This is a genomic window from Kineococcus radiotolerans SRS30216 = ATCC BAA-149 (assembly GCF_000017305.1).
In the GTDB taxonomy this organism is placed as follows: domain Bacteria; phylum Actinomycetota; class Actinomycetes; order Actinomycetales; family Kineococcaceae; genus Kineococcus; species Kineococcus radiotolerans.
Map to the genome: position 1 here is coordinate 1,527,862 of NC_009664.2, position 16,683 is coordinate 1,544,544.

Below are 16,683 nucleotides of genomic sequence, written 5' to 3' on the forward strand. Positions count from 1 at the left end.
CGTGGTCCACGTGCCCCGGATGACGAAGGAGCAGATCGACGAGGAGATCCTCGAGACCGCCGCCGCGCTCTTCGCCCGGCACGGGATCGGGCAGACCTCCCTGCAGCGCGTGGCCGACGCCGTCGGCTACTCCAAGACCGGTCTCCTGCACCGGTTCCCCACCAAGGAGGCGCTGGAGGAGGCCACCGTCGCCCACGCCGTCGAGCGCGTCGAGCGCATCGCCGCCCGCGTCTCCCCCCTGCCCCCCGGCCCCGCCCGCGACCGCGCCGTCCTCGAGGCCCTCGCCGACCTCGCCGAGCACCGCCCCGGCCTGGTGTCCTTCCTGCTCACCGCCCTCAGCCAGGGCTCGGCGGCGGCCGGACGCCTCGACGTCCTCGGCGAGGTGGTCTTCCGCTCCTTCGGCGCCGGCTCCGTGCCCGCCGGGGAACCCCTGCCCCCCGAGGCCGTCGCCCGCGGGGTCCGCATCACCAGCGCCATCGGCGGTCTCGCCGTCACGTCGCTGGCCTTCTGCGACCTCGCCCCGGGCGCCGTGCGCCCGCACCTGCTCGCCGCCGCCCTCGGCGCGCTCGGCCACCCCGACCAGGAGGACTGATGGCCACGTTCCTGCACCGCCTCGGCGCCGCCGCCTTCCGCCACCGCGTCCCCGTCGTCGTCGTCTGGGTGCTGCTGCTGGCCTTGGCGGGGGCGGGCGCGGCGACGCTGGCGGGCAAGACGGTGAACACCTTCGAGATCCCCGGCCAGGAGTCCACCACCGCGCTGCGCCTCATCGGGGAGGAGTTCGGCGACGACGCCGACGGCGCCTCCGCGCAGGTGGTCCTCCAGGTGCCCGAGGGCCAGCGGATCACCGACCCGCAGAACGCGGCGGGGGTCGCGGCCGCGGTCGCGGGGCTCGCCGCCCTACCCGGCGTCGTGGGGGCGACGAACCCGCTCGACCCGGCCGCGCCGGTCGTCTCCCCCGACCTGCGCGCCGCCTACAGCACCGTCACCTACGCGGTGGCGCCCCCGGAGGTCACCGAGGCCCAGCGCGCGGCCCTGTTCGCCGCCGTCGACGACGCCCGCGCGGGCGGGCTCACCGCCGAGGTCACCGGCGACGCCACCCAGGGGGTCTCGCAGATCGGCGGCCCGGCCGAGGTCGTCGGCGTCGTCGTCGCCCTCCTCGTCCTGGCCCTCACCTACGGGTCGCTGGTGGCGGCGGGGATGAACCTGCTGACCGCGGTGGTCGGGGTCGGCATCGGCGCGCTGGGGATCACCACCCTCACCGGGTTCGTCGACCTGCAGTCCACGACCCCCGTCCTGGCGATCATGCTCGGCCTCGCCGTCGGCATCGACTACGCGCTGTTCATCTTCACCCGGTTCCGGCACGAGCTGCTGGCGGGCCGGAGCGTCGCCGGTGCCGTCCCCGCGGCCGTGGGGACGGCCGGGTCCGCGGTGCTGACCGCCGGGGCGACCGTGGTCATCGCCCTCGTCGGGCTCGCCGTGGCCGGCGTCCCGTTCCTCACCGAGATGGGGGTCGCGGCCGCCGCGACCGTCGTCGTCGCGGTCCTCGTCGCCCTCACCCTCGTCCCCGCCGTCCTCGGGCTCGTCGGGGTGCGCGCCCTGCCGCGCGCCGCGCGCCGCGCGCTCTCCCCCGGGGGCGGCCGGCACGCCGCGGCCGAGGCCCCCGCGGGCCCCGGGCGCCGGGGGCTGTTCGCCGCCTGGGGCCGCACCGTCACCAGCCGGCGGTGGGCCAGCCTGGGCCTGGCCGTCCTCGTCCTCGGGGTCGTCGCCGTCCCCGTGGCCTCGATGCGGACCTCGCTGTCCACGGCGTGGCCCGAGGGCAGCACCCAGGCGCGGGCGCAGGAGATCCTGTCCGACCGCTTCGGCGCGGGGGTCAGCGGACCCCTGCTCGTCCTCGTCGACGGCGACGGGGCGCCCGAGCGCGCCGCCGGGCTGGTCACCCGGCTGCAGGGCCTGGACGGGGTCGCGCTGGTCACCCCGGCGACCCCGAACCGGGACGGGACGGCCGCCCTGGTCACGGTCGTGCCCACCACCGCCCCCGACGACGAGGCCACCACTGACCTCGTGCACCGGATGCGCGACCTCGTCCGCGACGACGCCGACGGCGCGGCGCCCGCCTACGTGACCGGCCAGACCGCGGTCAGCGTCGACGTGTCCGCGACCCTCGCCGAGGCGCTGCCGGTGTACCTGGTGCTCGTCGTCGGGCTCGCGCTCGTCCTGCTGGTGCTGGTGTTCCGCTCCATCGCGGTGCCGGTCGTGGGGGTCCTGGGCTTCCTGCTGACGATCGGCGCGGCCCTGGGCGCGACGACGGCGGTGTTCCAGTGGGGCTGGCTGAAGGACCTCGTGCACGCCGAGAGCACCGGCCCGCTGCTGAGCCTGGCCCCGATCATCGTCGTCGGGATCCTCTTCGGCCTGGCCATGGACTACCAGGTGTTCCTCGTCTCCCGGATGCACGAGGCGCACGCCCACGGCGAGGACCCCGTGCAGGCCGTGCGGACCGGCTTCCGGCAGGCGGCGCCGGTCGTGGTGGCGGCCGCGGCGATCATGTTCGCGGTGTTCGCGGGCTTCGTCCCCGAGGGGGACGCCACGATCCAGCCCATCGCCTTCGCGCTGGCCGTGGGGATCCTCGCCGACGCCGTCGTCGTCCGGATGGTCGCCGTCCCGGCGGCGCTGTCGCTGCTGGGACCCGCGGCGTGGTGGCTGCCGCGGTGGCTGCGCTGGCTGCCGACGCTGGACGTGGAGGGGACCGCGCTGGAGCGGACGCGGGCCGGCTGAGCCGGGCCCGGGGCGCCCGCGCGGCGACGCGGAGGGGGTCAGGGTTCCCGGCGGGCCGACCCCTCCGCGTCCCGGCTCAGCGCGAGGGTGAGCCCGCGCTGGGCGACGCCGACGAGCCCGACGCCGGACATCTCCTCGAACGGGACCCAGCGGGCGAGGTCGGTGCTGCCGCCCACGTCGAGCACCTCGGGCACCCGGACCCGCGTCGGCGTGGCCGTCACCAGGATGCGGACGGCGTGGAAGTCCTCCAGGACCCCGCGCGGGGAGCGGCCGGTGAAGTGCTCGGAACCGACCTCGGCCAGGCCGGTCACCTCGACGTCCATGCCGGTCTCCTCGTGCACCTCCCGCACGACGGCCGCGACCGGGTGCTCGCCGTGGTCCACCCCGCCGCCGGGCAGCGTCCAGCGGCCGGGGCTGGGGGTCAGCGGGCTCAGCCGGGTCAGCAGCAGCGCCCCGTCGGCCACGACGACGGCGTAGCAGGCCAGCCGCTGCCGCACGACGGGGACGTCGGGGTCCTCGCCCGGGGCGAGCCGGCGCAGTTCGGCCTCCTCGACGGCGACGAGCGCGTCCGCCACCAGCGGCCACCGCTCCCCCCGCCCGGCGACGTCCAGCCACTCCCCCGCCGGCGGGCGCGGGGCGCGGGCGGCGAGGACGAGGTGGACGGTGTGGACGTCGACGGGACCCCCCGCGTGCTCCACCTCGCGGCGCCCGTCGTGGACGGCCAGCAGGCCCTCGACCTCGCTGCCGTCGCCGAGGGTGCGCCGCAGCGCCGCCGCCGGGGTCTCCCCGTGGGCCAGCACCGTCCACGGCAGGGCCCCGTCGACGACCAGCAGGCGCCCGTCGACGACGACGGCCGCGTGCACGGCGACGCGCTGCAACCGCCTCACGCGGTGGCGCGCGGGGCTCGGCGAGCGCCCAGGTGGACCTGCGCGTAGCGGGTGTTCCTGCGCTCGGCGTAGAAGGAGAGGAAGGGGACCGTGCCCGCGAGCGCGGTCAGCACCATCCGACCCCACGACCAGCGCAGGCGGTTGCCGAGGTCGAAGGTCGTGATGAGGAGGAGGACGTAGAGCCAGCCGTGGGCGACGCCGACGACCTCGACGACGCCGCTGCCGCCCCCGAACCAGCCGAGGTACTTCTGCGGCATCCCCACCAGGACGAGGACGACGAGGCCGATGCCCGTCAGCCAGGCCATCACCCGGTAGCGCGTCAGCGCCGCCCGGACCTTGGGGACCGAACGCAGGCCACCGGCCGCTCCGTCAGCACTCACCGGGCACCACTCATGTCTCGTCCTCCGGAACCGTCCACCTGCTCGTCGTCCGAGCCGTCGCCGGCGTCGTCCTCCCCGGGATCATCCCCCACGTCCGCACGCTCGTCGCGCACGACCCGCACCCAGAGGACGACGGCGAAGAGGGCGAAGACCCACCACTGGGCGGCGTAGGCGAGGTTGCGCCAGTCCAGGCGCCGGGAGGCCTGCCCCGGGTCCTCGGCGGGGACGGGGCGCAGCCCCGCGGGCGGGGCGGCGTCGGTGACGTAGGCGTTGGCGACGGGGTAGTCGACGCGGTTGACCAGGTCGGCGGCGCTGACGATCCAGGTCTGCCCGGCGGGCAGGGCCGCGCTGGAGGGGGCGAGGTCGGAGCCCTCGGGGGGCTGGAGGGTGCCGGTGAGGTCGACGGGCCCGGCGGGCGGAGCGGGGGTGGTCCCGCCCCGGGGGACCCACCCGCGCACGACGGGCACGCCGGAGCCGTCGGGGAGGCGGACGACGCCGAGGGCCCAGGCGCCGACGGTCCCGTCCAGCTCGCGGCCGGGGACGAGGAGGTCCACGGCGGGGTCGTAGGTGCCGGCGACCCGGACGCGGCGGCCCACCTCGTCGGCGGACAGGACCGAGCGCGGTCCCGTCGCGCCGGCGTCGACGACCTCCTGCACGGCCACGACGGGGCGGGCGGCGGGGGGCTCGGTGACGACGACGTTGCCGCGCTGCCACTGCCAGACGCCGAGGACGGAGCAGGCCAGCGCCACGACCAGGGCCACCACGCCCAGCCCGGCGAGGCGGGCGTTCAGCGCGCGGTGGTCGTCTGGCACGCGGTCAGGCTACGGGCCCGGCCCGGCGGGGCGGTCAGGTCGTGCGCCCGAGCTGGTGGCGCCGGACCGTGAATCTGGTAGCGGTACTGCGCGGACGGCGGTAGCGCTTCTCGGCGCGGGGGCGGTCGGACCGCGGGGCGGCTCCGGGGTAGCGGGTGTCGGCTCCGACGAGGGGAGCCGCGACGGCCAGCACGAGGAGGAGGCCGAGGACGATCAGGAGGCTCACCGGGACCACCGACCGCTACCGGTCGCGGGGACGAAAGCGCTATTGTCTCTTCTCATGGACAACGGTAGCAGTGTGGAACGCGTCACCGCCACCCTCCGCGGGCTGGCCGCGGCCCTGCCCGCCGGGTCCAAGCTGCCGAGCAGCCGGCGCCTGGTGGGCGACCTCGGGGTGGGACCGGTCACCGTCCAGCGCGCCATCGACGCCCTCGTCGCCGACGGGACGGTGCTCACCCGCCCCGGCGCCGGCACGTTCGTGGCCCGCGCGACCCGCACCCAGACCGTCGACACCGACTGGCAGCGCGTCGCCCTCGGCGCCTCCCCCGTGCGGGCCGAGGGCGTCGTGTCGGCGCTCTCGATGCCCTCGCGCGACGTCCTGGACATGTCCCGCGGGTACCTGGACCTCACCCTGCAGCCCTCCTCGCGCCTGGCCGCCGCCACGGCCCGCGCCGCCCGCCGCCCCGAGGCGTGGTCGGTGCCGCCGGTGGCCGGCACCCCCGAGCTGCGGACGTGGTTCGCCCAGCAGCTCGGCGCCGACCGCGAGGACGTCCTCATCAGCCCCGGCGGGCAGGGCGCGCTCTCCACCGTGCTGCGCTCCATCGTGCCCGCGGGCAGTCCCGTGCTCGTCGCCGTGCCCAGCTACCCCGGCGCCATCGCCCTGCTGCGCAGCGCCGGCCTCGTGCCCATCCCCGTGCCCACCGACACCGACGGGGTGCGTCCGGAGCTGCTGGAGCGGGCCTTCGAGCAGACCGGCTCGCGCCTGCTCTACCTCCAGCCCACCTACGCCAACCCCGACGGCCACGTCCTCGCCGCCGACCGCCGCCGCCCGGTGCTGGAGATCGCCGCCCGGGCGGGGGCGTTCATCGTCGAGGACGACTTCGCCCGCTGGCTCGGGCACGGCCCCACCCCGCCGCCCTCGCTGCTGCGCGACGACACCGACGGGCGCGTCATCACCGTGAACTCCCTCAGCAAGGCCGCCGGACCCAGCCTGCGGATCGGCTGCGTCGTCGCGCGGGGGCCGGTGGCGCAGCGCATCGCGGGCCTGCAGGTGGTGGACCACCTCATCGTGGCCCGCCCCCTGCAGGAGGCCGCGGTGGAGCTGGTCACCGGGGCGGGGTGGAACGCGCACCTGCGCTCGCTCTCGGCCGCCCTCAACGCCCGCGCCGCCCGGCTGGTGACGGCGCTGAACCGGGAACTGCCCGACTGCACCTTCACCCGGCCCCGCGGCGGGTTCTCGCTCTGGCTGCGCCTGCCCCGGGGCACCGACGACGTCGAGCTGGCCCGCCGCGCCCTGGACCGGGGCCTGGCCGTGGGCCCGGGCCGCAACTACGCGGTGGCCGAGGAGGACGCCGCCCACCTGCGGCTGTGCTTCGCCGCCCTCCCGGAGCAGCACGTCGACGCCGCCGTGCGGATCCTGGCGGACTCCTTCTGAGCCCCTCCCCCGTCGTCTCGCCGCCACCGGGGTGGACGCGCGATGATGGTCCCGGCACCGGGACCGTCCCGGCGGACGGCGGGAGGCGCGTGACCGGGCGGGAACTGCTGGACGTCCTGGAGAACATGCCCGTGGGCTACCTCGGCCTGGACCGCGACTGGCGGATCACCCACGTCAACGTCGAGGGCGAGCGCGTCGCCGGCACCCCCCGCGAGGAGCTCGTCGGCCGCTCGCTGTGGGAGGCGTTCCCCGCCACCGTCGGCACCGGCTTCGAGGACAACTACCGCCACGCCGTGCGGGAAGGGGTCGACGTCGTCTTCGACGCCCACTACCCCTCCCCGCTCGACGTCTGGCTGGAGGTGCGCGCGGTCCCCGACGAGGACGGGCTGGCCCTGTACTTCGTCGACGTCACCGAGCGCCGGCGCGCGCAGGACGCGCGCGACGCCGCCGCCGGCCGGTTGCAGCGGGTCGCCCGGTTCGCCCTCGCCCTCAGCGGGGTGGAGACCATCGCCGACCTGGTGCGGACCGTCGCCGAGGACGGGCTCGACGAGCTCGGCTGCAACGGCGGCGCGGTGGCCCTCTTCGACCCCGCCGACGACCAGGTGCTGCTCTCCCACGTCGCCTCCAGCTACGGCGGCGCCGCCCAGGCCTCCTACGGGCGCCTGCCCCTCTCGGCGGACCTGCCCGTCGCGCACGCCGCCCGCACCGGGCGCCCGGTCCTGCTGCTGGACCGCGAGGCCTGCCTGGCCTTCTCCCCCGGGATGGCGCAGGTGCTGCGGCTGACCGGGTCCGAGGCCTTCGCCAGCCTGCCCCTGCGCTCGGGGGGACGGGTCGTCGGCGTGGTGACCGCGGGCTGGGCCACCGCCCAGCCCTACGACGACGACCAGCTCGTCCTGCTGGAGACCTTCGCCGCGCAGTGCGCGCCCGTGCTGGCCCGCCTGCAGTCCCTGGAGTCCGAGCGCGCCGCCGCCGGCCGGGTCGCGGGGATGTCGCTGGCCCTGCAGCGCTCCCTGCTCACCGACCTCCCCCGGCCCGCGGGCCTGGAACTGGCCGCGCGCTACGTCCCCGCCGCCGACGAGGCCCAGGTCGGGGGCGACTGGTACGACGCGTTCACCGTTCCCGGCGGCTCCACGCTGCTCGTCGTGGGCGACGTCAGCGGCCACGACCGGACCGCCGCCGTGCAGATGGCCCAGCTGCGCAACGTGCTGCGCGGCACCGCGCACGCCGTCGTCGAGCCGCCGGCGGCGATCCTGCGGGCCCTGGACCGGGCGCTGGAGGACCTGGCCGTGGGGGCGCTGGCCACCACCGTCCTGGCCCGGATCGACCGCAGCCTTGACGACAGTGACGGCGCGGGCTCCCCCTCGACGCTGCGGTGGTCCAACGCCGGGCACCCGCCGCCGCTGGTGCTGCACCCCGACGGGCGCGCGGAACTGCTCGCCCGCCCCAGCGACCTGCTGCTGGGCCTCGGCCTGGACACCGAGCGCCAGGACCACGCCTGCGCCCTGCCCGCCGGGGCGACGGTGCTGCTCTACACCGACGGCCTCGTCGAGCGGCGCGGCGAGGACCTCGACCTCGGGCTGCAGCGGCTGGCCGGGACGGCCGCCTCGCTGGCCCACCTGGGCGTGCAGGAACTCTGCGACGAGCTCCTGCACCGCCTGGCCGAGGACAGCGAGGACGACGTCGCGCTGCTCGCCGTGCGGGTCCTGGACGGCCCGCGCCCCGCGCCCTGAGGCGCAGGGCGGGCGCGGGCTCAGCCCCGCGGGCCCCTCACTCCCACTCGATGGTGCCCGGCGGCTTGCTCGTGACGTCGAGGACCACGCGGTTGACCTCGGGGACCTCGTTGGTGATGCGGGTGGAGATCCTCGCCAGCACGTCGTAGGGCAGGCGCGTCCAGTCCGCGGTCATGGCGTCCTCCGAGGACACCGGGCGCAGCACGACCGGGTGGCCGTAGGTGCGCCCGTCGCCCTGCACGCCCACCGAGCGGACGTCGGCGAGCAGCACGACCGGGCACTGCCAGATGTCGCGGTCCAGGCCCGCGGCGGTGAGCTCGGCGCGCGCGATGGCGTCGGCCGCGCGCAGGATCTCCAGGCGCTCGGGGGTGACCGCACCGACGATGCGGATGGCCAGGCCCGGACCCGGGAACGGCTGGCGGTAGACCATCGCCTCGGGCAGCCCGAGCTGCACGCCCACGGCGCGGACCTCGTCCTTGAACAGCGCGCGCAGCGGTTCGACGAGCTCGAAGGCGAGGTCGTCGGGCAGCCCGCCGACGTTGTGGTGGCTCTTGATCGTCGCCGCGCCGGTGCCGCCGCCGGACTCCACGACGTCGGGGTACAGGGTCCCCTGGACGAGGAACCTCACCTCGCCGCCGTCGGTGCCCTCCTTGGCGACGACGTCGCGCGCGGCCTGCTCGAAGACGCGGATGAACTCGCGGCCGATGATCTTCCGCTTCTGCTCCGGGTCGCTGACCCCGTCGAGGGCGTCGGCGAAGCGCTGCACGGCGTCGACGACGTGCAGCTTGACGCCGGTCGCGGCGACGAAGTCCTTCTCGACCTGCTCGGCCTCCCCGGCGCGCAGCAGGCCGTGGTCGACGAAGACGCAGGTGAGCTGGTCGCCCACCGCGCGCTGCACCAGGGCCCCGGCCACCGCGGAGTCGACCCCGCCGGAGAGGGCGCAGATGACCTTGCCGTCGCCGATCTGGGCCTTGATCCGCGCGACCTGCTCCTCGATGACGTTGCCGGTCGTCCAGTCCGGGTCGATGCCCGCGCCGTGGCGCAGGAAGTTCACCAGGACGTCCTGGCCGTGGGTGGAGTGCTTGACCTCCGGGTGCCACTGCACGCCGTAGAGGCGGCGCTCGTCGTCCTCGAAGGCCGCGACGGGCGTGCCGTCGGTGGAGGCGGTGACGCGGAAGCCCTCCGGGGCGCGGGACACGCTGTCCCCGTGCGACATCCACACCGGCTGCTCGGCCGGCTGGTCGCGCAGCAGGGTGGACTCCGCGGCGTTCGGCAGCGCCGCCGCCGTCCCGCCGTACTCGCGCTGGCCGGTGCGGGCGACCTCCCCGCCCAGCGCCTTGGCCATGGCCTGGAACCCGTAGCAGATGCCCAGGACGGGGACCCCGGCCTCGAACAGCGCCGGGTCGACCTGCGGGGCGCCCTCGGCGTACACGCTGGACGGGCCGCCGGAGAGGATCACCGCGGCGGGGTCCTTGGCCAGGATCTCCGCCACCGGCGTGGAGCTGGGGACGATCTCCGAGTACGTGTCGGCCTCGCGGACCCGGCGCGCGATGAGCTGCGCGTACTGGGCCCCGTAGTCGACGACGAGCACGGGGCGGTGCGCGCGTTCGGCCTCCACCTCGGCGGGCCGGGTGTCGGGGGTGGTCTCAACCTGGGTCTCGGGCGCGTCCGGCGTCACCACCCAAGGGTAGCCGGGAGCGACGGGGCCGACGGCAAACCTGTGGGCACCGGTGCCGGAAGCCGGTTACCGTCGTCCCTCGTGCGCTCTCTCCCCCTGAGCGATCCCGGCACCCCCGACGTCACCTCCCCCCTGCGCTTCCTGCTGCGCACGGCCGCCCAGCAGTGGCGGCCCATGGTGGTCGGCTCCGCGATCGGGACCGTCTGGATGCTGTCGCAGGCCGTGCTGCCCGCGGCCATCGGCCGCGCCGTCGACCTCGGCGTCGTCGCCGGGGACGCCGGCGCCCTCACCCGGTGGTCCCTCGTCGTCCTCGCCCTCGCCGTCGTCACCGCGACGGCCGCGGTCCTGCGCCACCGCTTCGGGGTGACGAACTGGCTCACCGCCTGCTTCCGCACCCTGCAGCAGGTCGGGCGGCACAGCGCCCGCGCCGGGACCGCGGTCACCCGCGAGCTCCCGCAGGGCGAGGTCCTCGCCTCCATCGCCTCCGACGGCCCGCGCCTGGCCGACGCCTTCGACGTCACCCAGCGGGCCGTGGCCTCGGTCGCGGCGGTGGCCGTGGTGGCCGTCCTGGTGCTGCGGACCTCGGTGCCCCTGGGCCTGGTCGTCCTCGTCGGGGTGCCGCTGGTGATGGCGGTGCTGCTGTTCGTGCTGAAGCCGCTGCAGGCGCGCCAGCGCCTGCACCGCAAGCTGTCGGGCGAGCTGACCTCCATCGGCACCGACACCGTGCGGGGGCTGCGGATCCTGCGCGGCATCGGCGGCGAGGAGGTCTTCCTCGGCCGCTACCGCGCCAAGAGCCAGCAGGTGCGCGCCGCCGGGGTCCGGGTGGCGACCTGGGAGTCGGCGCTGGAGGCGCTGCAGGTCCTCGTCCCGGGCCTGCTGGTGGCCGCCCTGGTGTGGGCCGGGGCCCGGGCCGCGGTCCGCGGGGAGATCACCGCCGGCGACCTCGTCGCCCTCTACGGCTACGCGGCCTTCCTCACCTCCCCGCTGCGGATGCTGGTGGAGGCCGCCGACAAGTACGTCCGCGCCCTCGTCGCCGCCCGGCGCCTCACCACCCTGCTCGAGGTGCCGCCCGCGGTCACCGACGACGGGCGCGCGAGCAGCCCCGGCGGCGACCTCGCCGACCCCGACTCCGGCGTGGTCGTCCCCGCCGGCGGGCTGACGGCCCTCGTCTGCGACCCGCCCGAGGACGCCGCCGAGCTGGCGCGGCGCCTCACCCGCTTCGACGACGCCACCCGCGCCACCTTCGGCGGGGTCGCCCTGCGCGACCTGCCGGTCGCCGAGGTCCGCCGCCGCGTGCTGCTGGCCGAGGACGACGCGCAGCTGTTCAGCGGCACCCTGCGCGAGCAGGTCGACCCCGAGGCCCGCCACGGCGACGCCGAGGTGCTGGAGGTCCTGCGGGTCGCCGACGCCCTCGACGTCCTCGAGGCCGTCGACGGCGGGCTGGCCGCCACCGTCACCGAGCGCGGCCGCTCGCTGTCGGGGGGCCAGCGCCAGCGCCTGGCCCTGGCCCGGGTGCTGCTGCGCGAGCCCGAGGCCCTCGTCCTCGTCGAACCCACCAGCGCCGTCGACGCCCACACCGAGGCCCGCATCGCCCACCGGCTCCGGACGGCCCGGGCCGGGCGCACGACCGTCGTCGCCACGGCCAGCCCGCTCGTCCTGCCCCTGGTCGACTCGGTCTGCTGGGTGCGCGCGGGGCGCCTGGTGGCCCGCGGCCGCCACGGCGACCTGCTGGCCACCGACCCCGACTACCGCCGCTACGTGACCCGCGACGCGACGCTGCCGCCCCCGCGGCGGCCCGTCGCCCTGGAGGAGGAGACGGCGTGAGCGCCCGCACCACCCTGCCCGTGGCGGACCGGGCGCACGTCCTGCGCGACGTCCGGCGGCTGCTGCGCGAGCACCGCGGCCCCGGGCTGCGGATGCTGGCCCTGCACACCGTCGCCGCCCTCGTCGGCCTGGTCGGGCCGTTCCTGCTGGGCCGCCTCGTCGACGACGTCGTGCGGGCGGTGCGCGAGGGCACCGCGCTGGCGCGGGTCAGCGACCGCATCGACACCGCCGTGGCCGTTCTCGTCGTGGCCGTCCTCGCCCAGGCCGTCCTGGCCCGCCTGGCCCGGAAGCGCTCCCTCGTGCTGGCCGAGGGGGTCTTCGCGCAGCTGCGCGAGGAGTTCCTCACCCGCGCCACCGCGCTGCCGCTGTCGGTGGTGGAGCAGGCCGGGACCGGCGACCTCGTCTCGCGCACCACCAACGACGTGGACGCGCTGAGCTACACCGTGCGCTACGGCGCCCCGGCGATCCTCGTCGCCGCCATCACCTCCGCCCTCACCGTCGTCGCCGCCGTGGTCTCCGGGCCCCTGGTGGCGCTGGCGATCCTCGCCGGCGTCCCGGGCCTGTGGATCGCGACCCGCTGGTACCTGCGCCGCGCACCGCAGGGCTACGCCGCCGAGCGCGCCGAGTGGGGCCGGATCTCCACGACCCTGGGCGAGAACGTCGAGAACGTCCGCACCGTGGAGGCCCTGGGCCTGGCCGAGCACCGCGTCCGCCTCGTCGACGACGTCATCGGCGAGACCGTCCGGCGCGAGCGGTACACGCTGGGGCTGCGGACCGTGTGGTTCCCCACCATCGAGATGTCCTACCTGCTGCCCGTGGTCGTCGCCCTGCTGTGGGGCGGGTTCCTGGTCCGCCACGACCTGCAGACCGTCGGGCAGGTCACCACGGTCGTCCTCTACCTGCGCCAGCTCGTCGGGCCGATCAACGAGCTGCTGGCCTGGTGGGACGAGCTGCAGGTGGGGCAGGCCTCCTTCGCCCGCGTCGTGGGCCTGGCCGCCGTCGCGGCCGACCGGGTCGAGAGCGACGCCCGCCCCGTCCACGACGAAGTCGCCGCCGAGGGGGTGGGCTTCGAGTACAGCGCGGGCCGTCCCGTGCTGCACGGGGTCTCCCTCGCCCTGGAACCCGGCGAGCGCCTCGCCGTGGTCGGGCCCACCGGGGCGGGGAAGTCGACGCTGGGCCGGTTGCTGGCCGGGATCAACCCGCCCACCTCCGGGTCGGTGCGGGTCGGCGGGGCCGAGGTCACCGGGCTGCCGCTGGACGAGCTGCGCTCGCGGATCGCCCTGGTCACCCAGGAGCGGCACGTCTTCGCCGCCACCCTGCGCGACAACGTCGCCCTGGCCGCGCCGGGAGCCCCGGACGCCGCCGTCGAGGAGGCGCTGGAGGCCGTGGACGCCCTCGGCTGGGTGCGGGCGCTGCCCGGGGGGCTGGACACCCCGGTCGGGGAGAGCGGGCTGACGCTGTCGGCCGCGCAGGCCCAGCAGGTCGCGCTGGCCCGCCTGGTGCTGGCCGACCCGCACACCCTCGTCCTGGACGAGGCGACGTCGCTGCTGGACCCCAACGCCGCCCGGCACCTGGAACGCTCCCTCGCCGCGGTGCTCGAGGGCCGCACGACGGTCGCCATCGCCCACCGCCTGCACACCGCCCACGACGCCGACCGGATCGCCGTCGTGGAGGGCGGGCGGATCACCGAGCTCGGCACCCACGACGAGCTCGTGGACGCCGGCGGCCCCTACGCCGACCTCTGGCGCAGCTGGCACGGGGAACCCTGACCGGCCGCGCACGGAACGGCCGCGCACGGGACGGCCGCGCACGGAACGGCCGCGCATGGAACGGCCCGCACGGGGCAGGGAGGAGGAGGACCCCGCCGTCGCGACCCCACCAGGAGCCCCCGTGCCCGACACCACCGCCCGCCCCTTCGCCGTCGTCACCGGCGCCTCCACCGGCATCGGCCGGGAACTGGCCGCGCAGTTCACCGCCGGCGGGTACGACGTCCTCGTCGCCGCCGAGGACGACCGGATCCACGACGTCCCCGCCGCGCTGAGCGCGGTGAGCCCCGACGCGCGCGCCGAGGCCGTCCAGGTCGACCTCGCCGTGCCCGGCGGGGTGGAGCGGCTGTGGGCGGCGGCGACCGCGGGCGGCCGGGTCGTGGACGCGGTCGCCCTGCACGCCGGCGTCGGGGTCGGCGGGGAGTTCACCACGACCCCCCTCGCCGACGAGGAGCGGATGATCGCCCTCAACGTCGTCTCGGTGGTGCACCTGGCCAAGCTGGCCGCGACGGACATGGCCGCCCGCGGCGAGGGGCGCCTGCTCTTCACCTCCTCGCTGGCGGCGCGCGTGCCCGCGCCGTACCAGGCCGTCTACGGGGCCACCAAGGCCTTCGTCCAGTCCCTGGCCCAGTCGCTGCGGCAGGAGCTGGAGCAGCGCGGCGTCGTGGTGACCGCGTTCCTGCCCGGCCCCACCGACACCGAGTTCTTCGACCGCGCCGGGATGCAGGACACCGCGATGGCGCAGACCTCGGCCAAGGACGACCCGGCCACGGTGGCCGAGCAGGCGTTCGCGGCGTTCCGCAAGGGGCGCGACCACGTCGTCACGGGGTCGCTGGGGACGAAGGTGCAGGGCGCGGTGGCCAACGTGCTGCCCAACGCCCCCCTGGCCAAGGGGCAGGGGAAGCTCGCCGCCCCGGGCTCCGGGGAGTAGCCGGGCCCCTCCCGCGGTTACGCTGGAGGTACACACCCAGGGTTCCGGTGCGTCAGAGGCGGGGGGGCGCACCCACGACGCTGGAGCCTACCCGTGACGACCTCCCCCTCCGTCTCCCTGCGCTCGCGCTACGCGCGGCTGCCCGAGCTCGCCGGGCGCGCGTACCTGCCGACGACCGCCCTGGGACGGCTGCCCATCACGATGGTGCCGCTGGCGATCCTCGCCCTGGTCACCTCCACCAGCGGCTCGGTGGCCGTCGGCGGGTCCGCGAGCGCCGCCGCCGCCGTCGGCGAGGCGGTCGGGGTGCCCGTCGTCGGCTGGTTCGCCGACCGCCGCGGGCAGCGGGCGGTGCTGCTCGCCGTCGTCGCGCTGCACCTGGCGGCGCTGGTGGGCTTGTTCGCGGCGCTGGACGGCGCCTCCGCCGCCACCGTCCTCGCCGCCGCGGCGGCCGTGGGCCTGACCCTGCCCTCGGTCGGGGGGTTCTCCCGCGCCCGGTGGCTGCGGATGACCACCGCCGAGGACGAGCGGTCCACGGCCTTCGCCTTCGAGGGGACCGTCGACGAGGCGGCCTTCATCCTCGGCCCGGCGCTGGTCGGGATCATCGGGGTGGCGGTCAGCCCCGCGGCGGCGCTGCTCAGCACCGCCGCCCTCACCACGGTGTTCGTCACCGCGTTCGCGCTGCACCCCAGCCACCGCGTCACCGGGGCGGTGCGCGCCGCCGGCGCCGGTCCCGTCCCCCCGCTGCCGGGGATCGTGGTCGTCCCGGTGCTGGGGATGCTCGCCATGGGGGCGGTCTTCGGCGCGACGCAGACCGGCGTCACGGCCGCGGCCGAGGCGATCGGCTCGGCCTCGCTGGGTTCCCTGGTCTACGCCGTGTCGGCGATCGGGTCCACGGCGACGACGATCTGCCTGGTGCTGCTGCCGGACCGCTTCGGGCTGCGCTCGCGCTGGGTGGCCTGCGCCCTCGGGCTGCTCGTCGGCGCGGGCCTGATGGCCGCGACGGCGACCTCGCTGCTCCCGCTGACCGTCGCCGTCCTCGTGGCGGGCCTGTTCATCGGGCCGACGCTGGTGACGGTGAACACCATCGCCGCGACGCTGGTGGCCGCCGAGCGCGGGGCGCTGCTGATGGCGCTGCTGAACTCCGGCGTGGTGCTCGGCGTCGCCACCGGCGCCGCCCTCGGCGGGGCGCTGGCCGAGCACTTCGGGCCCGCGTCGGGTTTCGCGGTGGTCGGGGCGGCGGCCGCGCTGCTGCTGGCGCTCGCCCCGCTCGCGCCGGTCAGGCGTGCAGTTCCCTGAAGTCCACCCCGGTCCACTCCACCGAGCGGGCCCACAACCAGGCGGCGTCGGCGGTGTCGTAGGCCGCGGCGTTCGCCTGGACCTGGACGGGGAAACCGCGCCACTCCTTGCGGCCGCCGGGACCGAAGTACTCCCCGCCCACCACGGCGGGGTCGGTCGCGGCCCGCAGCAGCGGCCACGCCCCCTGGGCGGGGGGCTGGCCCACGGCCCGGCTCAGCGCCGTCCCCAGCGGGGCGCCGACGCGGCCGGGCGCCAGGGGCGTGTTCTTCCACAGGTTCGTGTCCGACAAGCCCGGGTGGGCGGCGGTGGACACGATCCCGGCGCCGACGGCGGCGGCGCGCCGCTGCAGCTCGAAGGCGAACAGCAGGTTCGAGAGCTTGGACTGCCCGTAGGCCAGCCACTTCTGGTACGAGCGCTCGCTCTGGTAGTTCTGCCGGTTCAGCCGGCCGAACTTGTGGGCGACGCTGGCGACGCTGACGACCCGCGCTCCCCCGCCGGTCAGCAGGGCCGGCAGCAGCAGGCCGGTGAACGCGAAGTGGCCCAGGTGGTTCGTCCCGACCTGGGTCTCGAAACCGTCCACGGTGCGCCCGAACGGGGGCGCCATGACGCCGGCGTTGTTGACCAGGACGTCGATGCCGGAGCGGCGGTGCAGCACGTCCCCGGCGGCGCGGCGCACGCTGGCCAGGTCGGCGACGTCGAGGGGGATCACCTCGACCGTCGGCTCCACCCCGGAGTCGCGCACCGCGGCGGTCAGCTCGGCCACGGCGGCGCGGCCGCGCTCGGCGTTGCGGCAGGCCAGCAGCACGTCCGCCCCGCGGCGGGCGAACTCCGTCGCGACTTGGAGGCCGAGCCCGGAGTTCGCGCCGGTGACCAGCACCGTGCGCCCCTCCTGCCGGCCCATCGCGTCGGGCGTCCAGGGGGTCGTGTCCTGCTGCGGCACGCGCGGTCCGATC

14 protein-coding genes are annotated in these 16,683 nt (G+C 76.5%); 8 read left to right on the forward strand and 6 right to left on the reverse strand.

Annotated elements, in window-relative coordinates:
* The first annotated feature begins 19 nt into the window (after positions 1-19).
* Complete coding sequence (locus KRAD_RS07325) at positions 20-592, forward strand: TetR/AcrR family transcriptional regulator (RefSeq protein ID WP_238985823.1); 573 nt, start codon at positions 20-22, stop codon at positions 590-592.
* The gene (locus KRAD_RS07330) at positions 592-2,772 is read left to right on the forward strand and encodes an MMPL family transporter (protein ID WP_012084908.1); all 2,181 of its coding nucleotides are present in this window, start codon (positions 592-594) and stop codon (positions 2,770-2,772) included. Before KRAD_RS07325 ends, KRAD_RS07330 begins: the two co-directional genes overlap by 1 nt.
* Positions 2,773-2,810: 38 nt before the next feature.
* Here the strand turns inward: KRAD_RS07330 and KRAD_RS24085 are convergent, their stop codons facing one another.
* From KRAD_RS24085 to KRAD_RS07350, 4 genes are read right to left on the reverse strand one after another with little or no spacing between them, the layout of a single operon-like run.
* Positions 2,811-3,659, reverse strand: coding sequence for an NUDIX hydrolase (locus KRAD_RS24085; protein WP_012084909.1), 849 nt, complete (start codon positions 3,657-3,659; stop codon positions 2,811-2,813).
* Entirely contained in the window at positions 3,656-4,039 is a 384-nt protein-coding gene (locus tag KRAD_RS07340; RefSeq protein WP_012084910.1) for a DUF3817 domain-containing protein, read from the reverse strand. Before KRAD_RS07340 ends, KRAD_RS24085 begins: the two co-directional genes overlap by 4 nt.
* Complete coding sequence (locus KRAD_RS07345) at positions 4,036-4,851, reverse strand: SURF1 family protein (RefSeq protein ID WP_012084911.1); 816 nt, start codon at positions 4,849-4,851, stop codon at positions 4,036-4,038. Before KRAD_RS07345 ends, KRAD_RS07340 begins: the two co-directional genes overlap by 4 nt.
* A 34-nt stretch (positions 4,852-4,885) precedes the next feature.
* Positions 4,886-5,077 (reverse strand): hypothetical protein, encoded by a 192-nt coding sequence (locus tag KRAD_RS07350; RefSeq protein ID WP_041291959.1) that lies wholly within the window; start codon positions 5,075-5,077, stop codon positions 4,886-4,888.
* Between the two features lie 72 nt (positions 5,078-5,149).
* Between KRAD_RS07350 and KRAD_RS07355 the strand changes: the two genes are divergently transcribed.
* Together KRAD_RS07355 and KRAD_RS07360 are read left to right on the forward strand one after the other, a co-directional pair.
* Positions 5,150-6,505, forward strand: a complete 1,356-nt coding sequence (locus tag KRAD_RS07355) for an aminotransferase-like domain-containing protein (RefSeq protein ID WP_203417509.1) — start codon at positions 5,150-5,152, stop codon at positions 6,503-6,505.
* Between the two features lie 89 nt (positions 6,506-6,594).
* Complete coding sequence (locus KRAD_RS07360; protein WP_012084913.1) at positions 6,595-8,235, forward strand: SpoIIE family protein phosphatase; 1,641 nt, start codon at positions 6,595-6,597, stop codon at positions 8,233-8,235.
* Between the two features lie 37 nt (positions 8,236-8,272).
* Here KRAD_RS07360 and guaA read toward each other — a convergent pair whose 3' ends face one another.
* Complete coding sequence (gene guaA / locus KRAD_RS07365; RefSeq protein ID WP_041292840.1) at positions 8,273-9,853, reverse strand: glutamine-hydrolyzing GMP synthase; 1,581 nt, start codon at positions 9,851-9,853, stop codon at positions 8,273-8,275.
* A 141-nt stretch (positions 9,854-9,994) separates the two neighbouring features.
* Here guaA and KRAD_RS07370 point away from each other — a divergent pair, with 141 nt between their 5' ends.
* The 4 genes from KRAD_RS07370 to KRAD_RS07385 all read left to right on the forward strand — a co-directional run bounded on the left by KRAD_RS07370 (position 9,995) and on the right by KRAD_RS07385 (position 15,730).
* The gene (locus tag KRAD_RS07370) at positions 9,995-11,737 is read left to right on the forward strand and encodes an ABC transporter transmembrane domain-containing protein (RefSeq protein WP_049821106.1); all 1,743 of its coding nucleotides are present in this window, start codon (positions 9,995-9,997) and stop codon (positions 11,735-11,737) included.
* Positions 11,734-13,506 carry an ABC transporter ATP-binding protein gene (locus KRAD_RS07375; RefSeq protein WP_012084916.1) on the forward strand — a complete coding sequence of 591 codons (1,773 nt, stop codon included), beginning with the start codon at positions 11,734-11,736 and terminating at the stop codon, positions 13,504-13,506. The genes KRAD_RS07370 and KRAD_RS07375 overlap by 4 nt, the downstream gene beginning before the upstream one ends.
* A 121-nt stretch (positions 13,507-13,627) precedes the next feature.
* Positions 13,628-14,434 carry an SDR family NAD(P)-dependent oxidoreductase gene (locus tag KRAD_RS07380; RefSeq protein ID WP_012084917.1) on the forward strand — a complete coding sequence of 269 codons (807 nt, stop codon included), beginning with the start codon at positions 13,628-13,630 and terminating at the stop codon, positions 14,432-14,434.
* A gap of 93 nt (positions 14,435-14,527) precedes the next feature.
* Positions 14,528-15,730 carry an MFS transporter gene (locus tag KRAD_RS07385; RefSeq protein WP_012084918.1) on the forward strand — a complete coding sequence of 401 codons (1,203 nt, stop codon included), beginning with the start codon at positions 14,528-14,530 and terminating at the stop codon, positions 15,728-15,730.
* Here KRAD_RS07385 and KRAD_RS07390 read toward each other — a convergent pair.
* Positions 15,711-16,670 carry an oxidoreductase gene (locus KRAD_RS07390; RefSeq protein WP_012084919.1) on the reverse strand — a complete coding sequence of 320 codons (960 nt, stop codon included), beginning with the start codon at positions 16,668-16,670 and terminating at the stop codon, positions 15,711-15,713. The genes KRAD_RS07385 and KRAD_RS07390 overlap by 20 nt on opposite strands.
* Positions 16,671-16,683: the final 13 nt, after the last annotated feature.